General features: G+C 68.9%; 14 protein-coding genes. 7 read left to right on the top strand and 7 right to left on the bottom strand.

Going from position 1 to position 14,469, the window contains the following annotated elements; genetic code table 11:
* Positions 1-260: 260 nt before the first annotated feature.
* Positions 261-1,655, bottom strand: a complete 1,395-nt coding sequence (locus ATL42_RS04345; RefSeq protein ID WP_098453764.1) for an IS1380 family transposase — start codon at positions 1,653-1,655, stop codon at positions 261-263.
* A gap of 158 nt (positions 1,656-1,813) precedes the next feature.
* Between ATL42_RS04345 and ATL42_RS04340 the strand changes: the two genes are divergently transcribed.
* The 3 genes from ATL42_RS04340 (at position 1,814) to ATL42_RS04330 (ending at position 4,308) form a co-directional block, all read left to right on the top strand.
* Positions 1,814-2,536, top strand: a complete 723-nt coding sequence (locus ATL42_RS04340) for a hypothetical protein (protein ID WP_098454301.1) — start codon at positions 1,814-1,816, stop codon at positions 2,534-2,536.
* A gap of 153 nt (positions 2,537-2,689) precedes the next feature.
* Positions 2,690-3,286 (top strand): RNA polymerase sigma factor, encoded by a 597-nt coding sequence (locus tag ATL42_RS04335; RefSeq protein WP_245862102.1) that lies wholly within the window; start codon positions 2,690-2,692, stop codon positions 3,284-3,286.
* The gene (locus tag ATL42_RS04330; protein ID WP_098454299.1) at positions 3,286-4,308 is read left to right on the top strand and encodes a hypothetical protein; all 1,023 of its coding nucleotides are present in this window, start codon (positions 3,286-3,288) and stop codon (positions 4,306-4,308) included. The genes ATL42_RS04335 and ATL42_RS04330 overlap by 1 nt, the downstream gene beginning before the upstream one ends.
* 103 nt (positions 4,309-4,411) lie before the next feature.
* On the opposite strand, the gene ATL42_RS04325 is transcribed toward ATL42_RS04330, so the two are convergent.
* Positions 4,412-5,413: a helix-turn-helix transcriptional regulator gene (locus tag ATL42_RS04325; protein ID WP_098454298.1), complete on the bottom strand. Its 1,002-nt coding sequence runs from the start codon at positions 5,411-5,413 to the stop codon at positions 4,412-4,414.
* An 89-nt stretch (positions 5,414-5,502) separates the two neighbouring features.
* Between ATL42_RS04325 and ATL42_RS04320 the strand changes: the two genes are divergently transcribed.
* The gene (locus ATL42_RS04320) at positions 5,503-6,243 is read left to right on the top strand and encodes an alpha/beta fold hydrolase (protein WP_098454297.1); all 741 of its coding nucleotides are present in this window, start codon (positions 5,503-5,505) and stop codon (positions 6,241-6,243) included.
* Here ATL42_RS04320 and ATL42_RS04315 read toward each other — a convergent pair.
* Positions 6,240-6,566, bottom strand: coding sequence for a hypothetical protein (locus ATL42_RS04315; RefSeq protein ID WP_098454296.1), 327 nt, complete (start codon positions 6,564-6,566; stop codon positions 6,240-6,242). The genes ATL42_RS04320 and ATL42_RS04315 overlap by 4 nt on opposite strands.
* Before the next feature lie 47 nt (positions 6,567-6,613).
* Here ATL42_RS04315 and ATL42_RS04310 point away from each other — a divergent pair, with 47 nt between their 5' ends.
* Both ATL42_RS04310 and ATL42_RS04305 read left to right on the top strand, forming a co-directional pair.
* Entirely contained in the window at positions 6,614-6,976 is a 363-nt protein-coding gene (locus ATL42_RS04310) for a hypothetical protein (protein ID WP_098454295.1), read from the top strand.
* Positions 6,977-7,211: 235 nt separating this feature from the next.
* Entirely contained in the window at positions 7,212-9,377 is a 2,166-nt protein-coding gene (locus ATL42_RS04305; RefSeq protein ID WP_098454294.1) for a DEAD/DEAH box helicase, read from the top strand.
* A 33-nt stretch (positions 9,378-9,410) separates the two neighbouring features.
* On the opposite strand, the gene ATL42_RS04300 is transcribed toward ATL42_RS04305, so the two are convergent.
* The 4 genes from ATL42_RS04300 to ATL42_RS04285 form a co-directional block, all read right to left on the bottom strand.
* Positions 9,411-9,977, bottom strand: coding sequence for a dihydrofolate reductase family protein (locus ATL42_RS04300; protein ID WP_098454293.1), 567 nt, complete (start codon positions 9,975-9,977; stop codon positions 9,411-9,413).
* A gap of 135 nt (positions 9,978-10,112) precedes the next feature.
* On the bottom strand, positions 10,113-11,684 hold the full coding sequence (locus tag ATL42_RS04295) for a carbohydrate-binding domain-containing protein (protein WP_098454292.1): 1,572 nt from the start codon (positions 11,682-11,684) through the stop codon (positions 10,113-10,115).
* A 144-nt stretch (positions 11,685-11,828) separates the two neighbouring features.
* Complete coding sequence (locus ATL42_RS04290; RefSeq protein ID WP_098454291.1) at positions 11,829-12,152, bottom strand: DUF2277 family protein; 324 nt, start codon at positions 12,150-12,152, stop codon at positions 11,829-11,831.
* A gap of 86 nt (positions 12,153-12,238) precedes the next feature.
* Entirely contained in the window at positions 12,239-12,526 is a 288-nt protein-coding gene (locus ATL42_RS04285) for a 2TM domain-containing protein (protein ID WP_098456325.1), read from the bottom strand.
* 326 nt (positions 12,527-12,852) lie between these two features.
* On the opposite strand from ATL42_RS04285, the gene ATL42_RS16365 reads away from it, so the two are divergent.
* Positions 12,853-14,442, top strand: a complete 1,590-nt coding sequence (locus tag ATL42_RS16365) for a methyl-accepting chemotaxis protein (RefSeq protein WP_169925333.1) — start codon at positions 12,853-12,855, stop codon at positions 14,440-14,442.
* Positions 14,443-14,469: the final 27 nt, after the last annotated feature.

Below are 14,469 nucleotides of genomic sequence, written 5' to 3'. Positions count from 1 at the left end.
CTAGACAATCCACATTCTCCCAGTTCAGGAGCACTTTCTTGTCTCACGACACCTGCTGAGACCCACCCCGCCATGAAAGCCCGAGGCTAGCCTCGATCTTTCATCGGGCTCATGAGGTGGGTCGTTTGGGCGTCAGGGCGCCTGCTCGGGTGTGATTCTGCCTTGTGGGTATGACAGATGGTCCCGTGTCGTCGGGTTGGGCGCCGGTTCCAGGTCCGGGTGGTCGCGCGGGGGTCGTTGAGTCAAGGGTGTGCTGGCGCTCAGCCGGGTGCGGGTCGGGCTCGCAGGGCTTGGACTGCTTGAGCGGCCAGCGCTGCCCAGGGCGCTCGGTTGGAGAGGCGGAGCCAGGTGCGCCGGCCGGTGCGGGCGATGACGGCGGGGATGGTGAACAGGCGTAGGCGCAGGCGTTTGGGTTCCCAGCGGCGGGCCTGGTGGTCGGTGAGGGCGAGCATGCCCATCCAGGCCAGGAGGTCATTGGCGAGGGCGACGATCGCGCACCAGATCTGATTCTGGGCGAAGGCCTTGAGGGGGAGGTTGCGCAGACCGGTGTCCTTGGCGATGCGGATGCGGTCTTCACATCTGGCGCGGCGGCGGTGGCGCAGCTCGAGGTCAGCGAGCTGACCGGCGGGCGTGTTCGTCACGAACGCGGTGATGCGCATCCCGTCAACGTCCTCGAAGCGCAGCTGGGCCCCGGGGTGGGGTCGTTCCTTGCGAACGATGACGCGCATGCCTGCCGGCCAGGCGGTCAGGTCCATCAGGTCGGTGAGCTCAGCGATCCAGGCGCCGTCACGGACCTCGTCGTGAGCGTCCAGGGCCGGGGCCCAGACGGTCTCGGGGATGCGGGCCAGCAGGTCGGGGGTGTTGCCAGGCAGCGTGAACCCGACCGAGTAGCCCAGGCGGTGGGTCGTGAGCCATTCGATGAGGGTTTTGGTTCCGCCTGCGCCGTCGGTGCGGACCAGGATCTTCTTACTGCCCCGCGTCCGCCCGCCATGACCAGGGAGCTGAGCCAGAGCATCTCGGAGAACCGCGATGTGATCGGCGGCGGTGTTCGACCCGGCATTGCCCGGCCGCAGCATGATCGCCAGCGGTTCCCCGGTCCCGGCGCCGCCGTGGTCGACGAACGCGCACAGGGGATGGAACCCGAACCCGCGCTTGAACGTCGGCGCCGCGTTCTCCTTCTCCGAATGCGCCGTGACCAGCGTCGCGTCGAGGTCGATGACCAGAGGGTCCACCGCGCTGGCGCCCGCGTCGGGGGCGCGCTCACCAGCCAGGCGCCAGGCCGCCGAACGGGCCGCAGCTCGGGCGGTGTTGATCGCCGCCAACGCTGCCGGGGCATCAGCGGCCAACGCCGCGATCGTGCGCGAAACCGTCGGATCCGAGGCGACCGCGCCATAGACACCGGGCTCGGCGCGCAGCACCGCGACGTCCGCCAACGCGTCCCCACCCAACGCCAGGGCGACCGCCAGGTCCACGATCACCTTGCCCGGGTCGTGGAACGCCGTCGGCTTACGCCACCGCGCCAAGCCCGTCGACAACGCCCGATCCAGACCCGTCGCCCGGACCGTCTCGGTCAACAGCACCCCACCAGCCTGACCAACCGCGGACGTCGCCGACGTGACGATGTTCAGACGGGGATACGCGACGGTAGTCTTCACCTTGAAGGTGCTCCTCGAACTAGTCAGAATCGGTCCTCAACAAACCGTATTCTTCCAGGTCAGGAGCACTTTCTTGCGTCATGACACCTACTGAGACCCACCCCGCCATGAAAGCCCGAGGCTAGGGCGATCATCCACGGATCAAGGAGTACCAGTCTATGAAGTTGACACCGCTCAGGGCGGGCGACCGTGCCGAGGGATTCGGTTCGGTCGTCCGCCTTGTCGACGGACTTGGACTGAAGTACGAGGACCGCGCCACCGGCGGGCCTCCCCCGCCAGAGGTCTATCTGGCGGTCCGGGACGTCGCCCGCCTTCTCCACGTCGACGGCGAGCTCCTCGGCCAGCACTGTGCGGTGTCGGGTCGATGGTCGGGCTCAGCCCTGGACGTCGACACGTTCGGACCGATGCCCCCGGTCGCGAGGGCCGCTCCCTCCTGGAGGGGGCCTCGCGTCGACCGACCCCGTCGTCCTCGAACCGCCACCCTCGACCATGACCTGATCGAGCGGGCGTGGGCTCCACTGTGGGACGCCGGCATGGTCGTGAGCCGGGCCGTCGACGAGTACGACTTCGCCCACGTGGTCACTCACGACCTGGACCGCGCGGAAAGAGCCCTGCGGCCGGTGTACGGAGACTCGCTCCTCCTGACCGCCAGCCCATGGCCACCCGAGGTCTTTCACCACATCGAGAAGCTGATGAACATCGGCGATCACCAGGAGGTCGTCTTCATGGCAGGTGGAGGGTTTGCGTACGACGCCGAGTACGACGGGTACCTCGCGGTCACCTACGTCACCGAGGCCATCGCGGCGGCCGCCCGCGACATCCCGGACGGTGCCCTGGGTGTGGTGACGCTGCTTCGGCCCGTCGACGCCCGAACACCCTAGCCTCGGGCTTTCATGGGGAGCTGACCTGAGCGCTATGTCGTGACGCAAGAAGGTGAGGCCTTGACCCCTCCGGCAGTCGGTGCGCGTCCTGTAACGCTCAGAGCGTTGACGGACATGTTGGGGTATGAACACCTCAGACATCGGAGCTCCAGCGTGAGCGGACCGACCCCGGAGGAGCGCTTCGCCACGCTCTTCGACGCAAACTACCCGGCGCTGCTCGGATACGCCGTCAGGCGCGTGAGCCATCCCGAGGACGCAGCTGACGTCGTCGCTGAAGCGTTCCTCGTGGCGTGGCGGCGCTTGGACGACGTTCCGGGCGGGGCCGATGCCCGCCCGTGGCTCTTCGGCGTCGCTCGCAACGTGCTCGCCAACTATTACCGGAGCGAACGACGTCGCTCGACGCTGGCTGTCCGCCTGCGCGAGACCCTGACGACCGACCCTCCGCGAGCGATCGTGGAACCGTCGACGCTCGGAGCAGCCATGGCCCTGCTGAGCGAGGACGACCGGGAGCTGCTGCGACTCCTCGCATGGGAGGGGCTCGCACGCGACGAGATCGCACTGGTGCTGCGCGTGCCCCGCGCCACCGTTCGCGTCCGCCTGCATCGGGCACGACGTCGCCTCGTGCACCTCATGGCGGAGGTCGACGACACGAACCGTGCACCCGCACAAGAAGCGCTGAAACGGTCAGCAAGTCCCGGACATGTGACGAACAGACGGGCCGCCGGCCTGACCGAAGCGGAGGAGATCTGATGCGCGACCAGGACCTGATACGGCAGCTCGCAGCACTCAACCCGGTGACGACAGCAGATCTCGCGCGCCTGGACACCGCCTCAGGCGCGGCGCTCCGAGAGGGGATCGTCTTGACCACCAAGTCGCCCGCCCAAACTGGTCGTCGTCGCCTCGGCCGACGGACAGGGATCACCGCAGGGCTCACCGTCACGCTCCTCGGTTGTGGCATCGCCTACGCGGCCGTACACAACGGCTGGTATGCGCAGAGCGGCGGCGCGGACGGCATCACGTGCCTGAGCGAGTGGGCGAACCCGAACGAGGTGTCCTGGGACGAGGAAGGCATCGCCACCGGCGGACCGGCGCTGACCAGCGACCCGGTCGCCGACTGCCAGCAGTACCAGGAGCTGAGCGAACGACCGCCCGTCGACGACCCTGTCGCCTTTCGGTGGCACAGCCCGAGCGTGTACGTCGCTCCGCGCGCGCAGGTGCCGGCAGACGCGACCCTGCTCGTGCCAGACCCCGAGGCCGGCCCTGTGTTCGAGCTGACGCTCAGCATCTTCGACCTCGTCGACGGTCTGGGCGCCCGGTGTCTCGGCACAGACGAGACTGTCCTCGCTGCCCGGGCCGAGCTCGACCGGCTGGGTCTGACGGACTGGCAGGTCGACGTGGTGCCGCGCGCAGCGGACAGGTCGGCCGAGAAGTGTGCGGAGGTGCAGGTCCCGGCGGAGCACCGCATCGGCGACGAGGTGGCGACGCCAGCTCTCGTGGTGGTTCCCGAGGCTCGCCGGGACCGTGAGGACTCCCGGGGAACGGATATCGACGAGGTCGTGTTCGAGATCCGGGACGCGCTCCGTGCGCGGATCACCGACCAGTGCCTAGGCATCGACGCGGCCCGCGCGGTCGTCGACGAGGAGATCGGAGCTCTGCACCACTGGCCGACCACGAACGTCGTCGACCAGGACGCAGCCTGCACGCGTGTCTATCTGAACGTCGGCGGAAGCCTCCAGGTCTCCCTCTACGGGCCCGAAGAAGCTGCCAGGTGACGTATCGAGCGGTGCCCTCGTCTCCCTGACGAGCGCGCCGCTCGATGTACCGGCCAAGGCGCAGATCCACCAGCCCGACGACGACGCTCAGGTCTGACGTTTCCTAAGTCGGCTCAGCGCCATCCGACTGGCCTCTACCCGTCGTAGTCTCGCGCACCGCGCTCGCCCGGAGACGGTCGGACAAGGCAAGGACCTCGTCGCGCAGGGCGCCCGGGGTGATCACCTCGAAGTCCCAGCCAAGACCAGCCAGCATGCGGGCCATGCCGTCGAGGCGCTCGGCGCGGGCTTCGAAGAGGACCCCGTCGGCGTGCTCGCTCAGGCGTCCCGCGCTCCGGGGCAGCCGCTCGCTCGCGTCAGCAACGGTGGTCCGCAGCACGACAGAGACCCTGTGCGACCATCGCACAGCGGCGATCCCCGACACGACCTGCGTCCCTGCGTCGAAGTCGGCAGGCACGACGAACGAGCCGTCGCCCTGCGTGACCGACGCGATGCGGTCCATGCGGAAGGTCCGCACGTCATCGCGACCGTGGTCGTTCCCGGTGGCGTACCACCGGCCGGAGTGGAAGACCAGACCGTAGACATCGAGCGTGCGCTGAGACTCCCGCCCGTCCCAGGCGGTGTACGTGATCACGACGGTGCGCCGTGCTTGCGCAGCCGATGCGAGACCGAGCAGCGTGCTGGCGCCGACCGGGGCGGCTGCACTCACCGGGGTCGTGAGCTCCGCACTCGACAGCAGGCTGTCGAGCCGCTCGGCCAGGGCCCGCGGCAGCACACGCGATACCTTCGCCAGCGCGCTCACGGACGCCGTGTTGTCAGTCGTCGCAAGCCCTACGCGTTCCGCCGCACTGAGGCCCATGACGACAGCGACTGCCTCGTCCTCCGTCATCATCAGCGGCGGCAGCTTGTAGCCACGGGCGAGCCTGTAGCCGCCGTAGCGGCCGCGCTGTGCCTGGACGGGGATGCCGAGGTCTGCAAGGTGGACGGCGTAGCGCCGGACCGTGCGCTCGTCGACGCCGAGCCGGGCAGCGAGATCGCCGACCGTCCGCTGCCCGCCAGCCTGCAGCAGCTCCAGCATGGCCAGCACACGAGCAGTCGGGCGGGTCACAGGCGTCCTCGACACTTCTCAGAACTCATGATGAAGGACCTCTCTCTACCGGGCGGTATCTGTCCGCAATCAAACCTAGCGTTGTCACCATGAACACCACCACCTACGTCCTCGTCCCCGGCTTCTGGCTCGGCTCCCGGGTCTGGCACCACGTCGAAGAGCTGCTCAGCCAGCACGGCCATGTCGTCCACGCCGTCGACCTCGCCGGCATGGGCGAGCGCGCCCACCTCGCCTCACCCGAGACCGACCTGTCCACCCACATCGACGACGTCGTCCGCCTGCTCGAGCAGCAGGACCTGCACGACGTCGTGCTCGTCGGCCACAGCTACGGCGCCCTCGTGACGACCGGTGCGGCAGACCGCGTCCCTGAGCGCGTGGCGCGCCTCGTCTACGTCGACACAGGGCCCCTGCCGGACGACATGGCACAGGCAGACTTCGAGGGACCGGACGCTCGCGCAGCGAACGAGGCCGTCGTCATGACGCGGGGCGAGGGCTGGATGCTTCCCCCGCCCCCATGGGCCATGCTCGCCGCCGAGGTTCCCGAGGTCGACGCCGTCGCCCTCACCGCGCTGGACGAGGGCTCGCAACCGCAGCCCTGGCGGACCGCTACGCAGCCGGTCTCGCTCACCGGCGCCTGGCAGCACCTGCCCCGGACCGGTGTGCTGTGCAGCTTCAGCCTCGATCAGCTGCACCAGATGGCACCACACGCACCGGCCTTCGCCCACATGCTCGATGGCGACTGGACCTACGTCGAGCTGCCGACGTGGCACTGGCCGATGGTGAGCCGCCCGGCGGAACTCACCGAGGTGCTGGAGTCGGTCACCAGCTAGGCGTCGGGTGACGCCGCGGGCTCCAGCGTGGCGATGTCGCCACGGACGACGATCTGCTGGTCGGGGCACACGGGCCCCGACAGCACGGTCTGCTGGCCGGAGGCGAGCTCGACCGTGACGTCACCGGGCGTACAGCCGTAGTCGAGGATCGACACGCCGCCCCACGCAGGGACCGTCGCATCCTGGTCCCCGGTCTGGACGACCACCTGGCTGTCGCTGTCGTTCACGATGTTCAGGGCACCGGCGTCGGCGCACCCCGAGAGCGTCAAGACGAACCCTGTGCCCACGAGCCCGGTGCTCGCCCACCATGTTCGCGACATCATCAGGTCCCCTTCTCTCCACGATCGGCACGCTCTTGTTGATCGTATCCATGGACCCGTCCGCTGTCGCGCGCCTCGTCGATCTCTGCCAAGCACTCCAGACGCGGGTCCTGCTCGGTGTGAGGACGCACCTCGTCGATCGCGAAGATCGCCTCGACGTAAGCGGCGGTGACGATCCCGTCGTTCTCGAGGAGTGCGGCCCCTGGCGGACCAGGTCCTTCCAGGCGGCGTGCGTACCGGCACCTCTCCAGAGCTCACCTCAGGGCACGGTGGTGGCACCGGCGGCCATGCAGGTGACGGCACCACGGTCGACGCTCGGCGTGAGCGAGCGGTTTCGCCGGCACGACCGCATCGACCATGGCCATGACCCGCTAGGCTCGGTCATCTGGAAGGCGTTCCTCGACCTGCCCTGACGCTGTCCGCGGCACACCAAGTCATCGCGGGTCGAAAGCGCCTCTCACGCCGCCGGCCCGCCATCGCCGCACGCTGGGGATCCAGCACCGCCGAGGACGCCGCGTCAGGGCCCGGTCGTCTCGCCCATGGCCCCGGGGACGCGGGCTAGGGTTCGTCGACCGACCGGTCCCGAGCCGAACGTGGCATGTTCACACCGCATCGCAGCCGGCGTGCGGGTGCTGAGAAGGAGGAGAAGTGGCTCGACGAGGCCAAGGACGGTCCGGTGGCACACCGCGCACCCAAGGCGGGCAGAGCACCGCGGGAGCCCAGCGCCGACGTGCCCCGCGACGCACCGCGCAAGGGATCATCGCGGTGCTCGCCGACGTCGCCCGCGAGGTCGACGTCGCCGTCAAGCGGCCTCCGACGAGCGGGGCCGTACGCACGAAGTTCCAGGTCGTCGCGCTGCTCGTGCGCGAAGAACGTGCCCGGGTGATGGCCGACGACAGCCTGACGGTGGCTCGCCGCAGCGAGGAGCTCAAGCGTCTCGACGGCGTCGCGACGATGCTCGCGAAGACCGCTGCCCGGGACACCTCGCTCCTCGAGCTGCTCGCCGACGACGCCCGGGTCTCGGACGCGGCGCGCGCCTTCAAGGCGTCGGTGATGCGCGCTGCCGGGATGGAACCGCCGGAGGCGTCCGCGCCCGTGGCTCCGACCGCGACAGCGCCCAGCACCTCGACCTCGGTGGTGCCACAGTCGGTGCGTTCGCGCCAGATGGCGAACCCTTTCCTCGCTCCGGACTTCGCGGCCGCGGCACAACGGTCTGCGCCGCGTGCGGCTCGGCTGGGTGGCTGGGAGCTGCTCGAACCGCTCTTCCGATCCTTCGAGCGGGCCGCCACCGGCGCACCCGCCTGCATGGCGCTGCCTGCCCCTCGCCCGGTGTCCATCCCCCGCGGCCGGGAGCTCATGCCCCACCAGGCCCGCGTCGTCACGGCGACAGCGCGCGGCCATCGCACCTTCCTGCTCGCCGACGAACCTGGCCTCGGCAAGACCGCCCAGGCGCTGCTCGCCGCCCAGGTGGCCGACGCCTATCCGCTGCTGGTCGTCGTACCCAACGTGGTCAAGACGAACTGGGCTCACGAGGTGGCCCTCTGGACGCCGTCGCGGCGGTCCACCGTGGTGCACGGTGACGGTGACCGGATGGACGGCTTCGCCGACGTCGTCATCGTCAACTACGAGCTCCTCGACCGGCACATCGGGTGGCTCGGCGAGCTGGGCTTCCGCGGCATGATCGTCGACGAGGCGCACTTCATCAAGAACAGGACCTCCCAGCGGTCCCAGCACGTCCTGGCGCTCTCGGAGAAGATCCGCACCCGCATCGCCGGGCCGCTGCTCATGGCGCTCACCGGCACCCCGCTCATCAACGACATCGAGGACTTTCGAGCGATCTGGCAGTTCCTCGGCTGGATCGACGACACCGTGCCGCTCGGCGCGCTGCAGGCTGCTCTCGAGGACACAGGGCTCACCCCGGCCGACCCGGGCTTCTCGGCCGCCGCGCGGGCCAGCGTCATCGACATGGGAATCGTGCGTCGTCGCAAGGTCGACGTGGTCGCCGACATCCCGGCCCGTCGGCTCGCGGACCTCGTCGTCGAGCTCGATGGTGCGGCAGGCCGGTCGGTCCGCGCCGCCGAGTCGGCCCTCGTCGACCGGCTGGTCCAGCGCTACCGGACCGCCCTCGAGATGCGCACCGTCAGCGGCGACCCTCACGCGATCGACCACGAGCTCGTCCACCGGGTCGCGTCGGCAGAGCTCAAAGACTCGAGCTCGAAGGCCGGAGGCGAGAACGTCTTCACGATGGTCCGTCGGATCGGCCAGGCGAAAGCCGGGCTAGCAGCCGACTACGCCGCACAGCTCGCCCGCAACGTCGGCAAGGTGGTGTTCTTCGCGAAGCACGTCGACGTCATGGACCAGGCCGAGCAGCTCTTCGCCGACCGCGGTATCCGCTACGCCTCGATCCGCGGAGACCAGACACCCAAGGTGCGTGAGAAGAACGTCGCGGCGTTCACCGACGACCCGGACGTGTCGATCGTCGTGTGCTCCCTGACGGCCGCAGGCGTCGGTCTCAACCTCCAGGTGGCCTCGAACCTCGTGCTGGCCGAGCTGTCCTGGACCTACGCCGAGCAGACCCAGGCCATCGACCGGATCCACCGGATCGGCCAGGCTGATCCCGTCACCGCATGGCGGATCATCGCGGCGCAGACGATCGACTCGAGGATCGCCGAGCTCATCGACAGCAAGTCCGGGCTGGCCGCTCGCGCGCTCGACGGGGCGGGCGACGAGGACGTCCTCTCGTCCACGACCGTGCAGCTCGACGCCCTGGTCGGGCTGCTCACCGATGCGCTCGTCGCGAGCGAGCTCGACTGAGCCGTCCTTCACGCGCTCGAGGATCCGCAGGCGTCAGTCGGGTGCGTGCACCGCGTGGCGGAGGTAGACGACGCCGTTGGCGAACCGTCGGTGGTCGAGGAGCTCGAGGTCGACCCGGACGCCCCGGGGCAGCCCCGGCTTGCCACCGCCCACGAGGACCGGGCACAGCAGCAGCACACACTCGTCGACCAGACCGTGCCGGAAAGCCTCGGCTGCGATCCCCGCGCCTCCGATGCTCAGGTCTGAGCCGGATGTCTCCTTGAGCCGCCGCACCGCAGCAGGATCGAAGTGCCGTTCGATCCTCGTACGCGCGGTCGAGACGTCGGCCAAGGACGAGGAGTAGACGACCTTGTCGGCGTCACGCCAGATCTGGGCGTACTCGCGGACGACCGCAGGCTCGTCGGTCAACCACTCGTCGCTCTCCCAGACACGCATCGTCTCGTACAAGCGCCGCCCGTAGAGCGACGTGCCGATGCGCCGCTCGTGCTCGTTCCAGAACGCGTGCACCTCATCGTCGGGCACAGACCAGTCGAACGCACCGGTCTCGTCTTCGAGAAAGCCGTCGAGCGAGACGTTGGCCGCATAGATCAGGTTGCCCATGGAGTCCTCCGCTTGATCGAGATCCCAAGGATGCAGCGGCACGGCGGTAGTGGCAACGGGAACGAGCCGGCGGCAGTCACGACGAAGCCCCAGGACAGATGGTCTCTGTCCTGGGGCTTCGTCGTGGTGGGTGTGTCACCGGCGCCCTGGTCCTCCACCGGCTTCCTGGCTTCCTGCTGCTGCGACGCCCGCGGTGGCGGTGCCTGCAGACTGGCCGCCGACCGTGACCGTGTAGGTGGAACCGTCGACGATCTCAGCCGCCGAGAGGACGACCGACTGGAAGGACTTGACCGACGTGAACTCGGCGACGACCGTGTCGCTCTCGTCGAGCACCTGCACGCTCTCCCCCGCGCCGTAGGTCTGGTCGAGCGATGCGCTCAGCCAGCCCTGCTCGGACTCCGCGTCCGGTGACGTCGCCATGCCGGTGGTTCCGACGGCGAGGAGCGTTCCGCTGTTGACGACGAGCGAGCCGTTGGTGTCGAGCGCGCCTTCGCGGTCCTCGGGCGAGCCGAACACCGTGGTGGTGCCACCGGTGACGAGGATCGATCCGTTCGAGTCGATCCCGTCGCCCTCTGCGTTGATGGTGCTCTCGCCGCCGGTGATGGCGATGAGTGCGCCGTCGTCGGCTTCGACGACGCCACCGATGTCCGTGGTGGTGCTGGTCCCGCTGGTGGCGTTGAGGCCGTCGTCGCTCGCGATGACGGCGAGGGTGCCGCCCTCGATGGTGATGTAGTACGCCTCGACGCCTTCATAGGAGCTCTGGACGGTGGTCGCGCCGCCTGCGACGACCAGGTGGGCTTCGGCTTTCAGGCCGTCGTCGGTAGCGGCGAGGGTGGTCTCGCCGCCCGTGATGACGAGGTCCGTCTGTGCCTGGACGCCGTCGTCCCCGGCGACGAGGTCGATCGTGCCGCCAGAGATGGAGACGTAGCCGCGGGTCTCGTCCTCGTCGTTGTCCGACTTCAAGGCGTCTCCTCCTGCGTCGACCGAGACGGTGCCGCCCTCGATCGTCAAGGAGTCTTTGCCGCGCAGGCCGTCGTCGCCCGCGGTGACGGTGAGGTCGCCGGAGAGCACCATGAGGTCGTCGAGGCTGGTGATGCCGTCGTTCATCGTGCTGGTGACCGTGAGCGATCCGTCGCCGGTGATGGTGAGGTCGGCGTCGCTGAAGAATGCGGCGTTGGCCTCGTCGTCGTCGCCGGTGGACGCCAGGGTGCTGCTGCCGGTGAGCGAGACGACGACGTCCTCGGCGCTGAGCACGGCGATCGCGGCGCTCGTCGAGCTGGAGACGTCCACGCCGTCGAGCACCAGGGCCACGACGCCTTCGTCGACTGTGTCGACGACCACCTGACCGTCGTACTGGCCGGTCAGGACGTAGGTGCCGGCTGCCGTGATCGTGACGGTGGTGCCGTCGACGACCACACCGTCACCGTCGGCCGAGGCCGCTGCGCCGTCGAGCGTGACGGTCACCGCGCCGTCCATCGTCCACTCGTCGTCGTTGACCGTCGTCGAGTTCTCGTTGGCGGCGAGCACCTCGGTGGCAACCTCCCCGGTCGTGAGCTCGGCAGGTGATGCCGTGGTGCTCACGATGCTGCTCTCGCTCGCTGCGCTGGCCGTGCTGGTGGTCTCGACGGTGGAGGAGCATCCGGACAAGAGAAGCCCTCCGATGAAGACCGTGCTGACGATCGCGGGGATGGTTCTCTTGCTCTTCATGATCGGGCTCCTCTAGGTCTCTACGCACCGTCCGTGCCGTGCTGCGGTGACATGACCATCACAACGCGGCTGCCTTTGACCTTCCTGTGAAGCGAGCATGAGTCAGACGTGCGTCCTGAGTGAGAGGACTGTCGAGGAGACAGGTCAGTGGTCGTGCGGCACGCCCTGCTCGTGGAGGCGCTCGTGCTCCTCGCGAGCGGCCTGGCGCGCTGCAACACGGGCGGCGACGTCGTCGCGGCGCAGCGGAGGCACGGTGGACGGCGGGTTCCGGCGGTCGGGCAGGTCTGCGAGCGCCTGTGCGGTCGCGGCGGTGATGGCGGCGACTGCGGTGTCGGAGGCGTTGCGGGTGGTGTCAGTGGTCTTGGTGACGCCGGTGACCTTGCGGACGTACTGGGTCGCGGCGGCGTGGATCTCGTCTGGCGTTGCGGGTGGTTCGAGCCCGCGAAGGGTGGTGATGTTGCGGCACATGGTGTGACGTTACGGGGCGGGTGGGTGGTGTGGGTAGAGGCGCTGGTGGTGGTGAGCGGGCGTTCGGAGAGGAAGGCCGGACGCGGTCAGCTGGTGGGGCGTCCGCGCCGGAGCTCGCGCTCGATGTCTTCCTCGGTGATGGGTCGGCTGCCGAGGACCTTCCAGGCGCTGAGGACGAGCCCGATGCCCCATCCGCCGATCACCCAGATCGGCCAGAAGTATCCGCCGGGGCCGGTGATCCACCAGACGAGGACGAGGAACGCGTTGACGACGAGGTAGGTGACGGCCTGCGTGGCGAGGGCGCGCCGCGCGCGGATGCGCTTGAGCGCCTCGCGGCGCTCGTCGTCGTAGGGCGGCTTGAACGAGTCGGTCATGGTCTCTCCGTCGGGTCGGTGGTGCACCGTGCACCGGTGCGTTCGCTCGCGTGGCGACGACGAGCCCCCTGGCCAGGCGAGTGCACCATGGTCCCACGGCAGCCCCGGCGCAGGTGAGATGTCATGAGATCGACACCGGGCCGGTGACGGTGCCGGATTCATCCGCGCGACCCCTTCACCTCCTGCCGAGGCTGCCGATTGGTAGGACGTCTGACACGTACCGGCGTGGATCTGCACGTGCGCCCTGCCGGTTCTGTTCGTCAGGCCCGGACGCCGGGGGACGTTCGTCCACGCACCCATCGAGCATGCAAGAAGGAGCAGACCCCGTGTCCTGGAGCCTCACCCGCCTGAGCCGAATCGTCTTCACCGGACTCCTCGTGGTCGTCGGTGGTGCCGACGCGTACGTCGTCGTCGCCGCGAACCACGCGTCCACCGCGCTCCAGGACTTCCGGGACGATACGTCCGTGCTGCAGACCGCCGCGTCGCACATGCGTGCGGACTTCTACGCGTACGACGGCGCGAACAACATGTATATCCTCACGGCGAGCACGGGCGGGGCCGAGGGCAAGGCGCTCTCGGAGATCACGTACGCCCAGGCTGTCGAGTGGTCCGACGCGCTCACGAGCGAAGCGGTCGCGGTCACCGACCTCGTGGCGGGCACGGACCTGGAGCCGGTCATCGCGGATCTTCTCGTCGCGGTCGACGCGTACGACACCCTCTTCGACCAGGGGTACGACCTGCTGCAGGCAGGCGACCTCGAGGGGGCCGCGCACATGGAGACGGTCGAGAACGTCGAGGAGTCTGATGCGATCGGCGCGCAGATCGACGCCGTGCAGGCTGCTGTCGACGAGCGCAGCGCCACCGTCCTGGCTGACCTCGACCGCACCAACACCCTGCTGCGCAACGTCGCGGTCGCCGCGCTCGTCGTGTCGGTCGCTGTGATCGCCGCGATCATGCTCGCCTTCAACAAGGCGGTGCTCTCGCCTGTCCGCCTGCTGAAGTCGCAGATCGAGGTGATCGGTGGGGACCTGACCAAGCGCGTGACCGTCGTGCGTCGTGACGAGGTCGGTTCCCTCGCTGAGTCGTTCAATGCCTTGATCGCGTCGACCCACGGCGCTGTGGAGACGATCACTCGGAGCTCCGCCGCGCTCGCTACCGCCTCGACCGGGCTCACCGAGTCCTCCCGGTCGATCGAGACGTTCTCAGGGAACTCCTCCACGCAGGCAGAGAATGCCTCGGCCTCGGCCCAGCAGGTCTCCTTGAGCATCCAGTCGGCTGCGGCCGGGGCTGAGGAGATGGGTGCCTCGATCCGCGAGATCGCCCAGAACGCGTCCGAGGCCGCACGGATCGCTGGCCGGGCGGTCTCGGTCGCTGAGGCCACCAGCACCCAGGTCGCCAGGCTCGGGGTGTCGAGCGACGAGATCGGCGCCGTCGTCAAGGCGATCACCTCGATCGCCGAGCAGACGAACCTCCTCGCGCTCAACGCGACCATCGAGGCAGCCCGCGCGGGCGAGGCCGGCAAGGGATTCGCCGTCGTCGCCGGAGAGGTCAAGGAGCTGGCACAAGAGACAGCACGCGCGACGGAGGACATCGCCGGTCGTGTCGCATCGATCCGTTCCGACACGAGCGACGCCATGGTCGCGATCGCTGAGATCGCCGAGATCGTCCGGTCCATCGACGACTACCAGGGCGTCATCGCCGCAGCCGTCGAAGAGCAGACGGCCGTGACGAACGAGATGGCACGCTCCGTCTCCGAGGCAGCCAAGGGCAGTACCGAGATCGCCGACCGGATCGCCTCCGTCGCGCAGTCGGCCCACGGTGTCTCGCAGTCCGCGAAGGACACCCGTGCGGCGTCGGACGGTCTGGCTGGCCTGAGCGACGACCTCAGCCGCGTGGTCGCGATCTACACCGTCTGACCTGCACAGGACGAGAGACGCTCCCCC

It is taken from the genome of Sanguibacter antarcticus (assembly GCF_002564005.1).
Lineage (GTDB): Bacteria > Actinomycetota > Actinomycetes > Actinomycetales > Cellulomonadaceae > Sanguibacter > Sanguibacter antarcticus.
The sequence above is the reverse complement of the archived record's forward strand: the minus strand, read 5'-3'. Positions and strand labels throughout refer to the sequence as shown.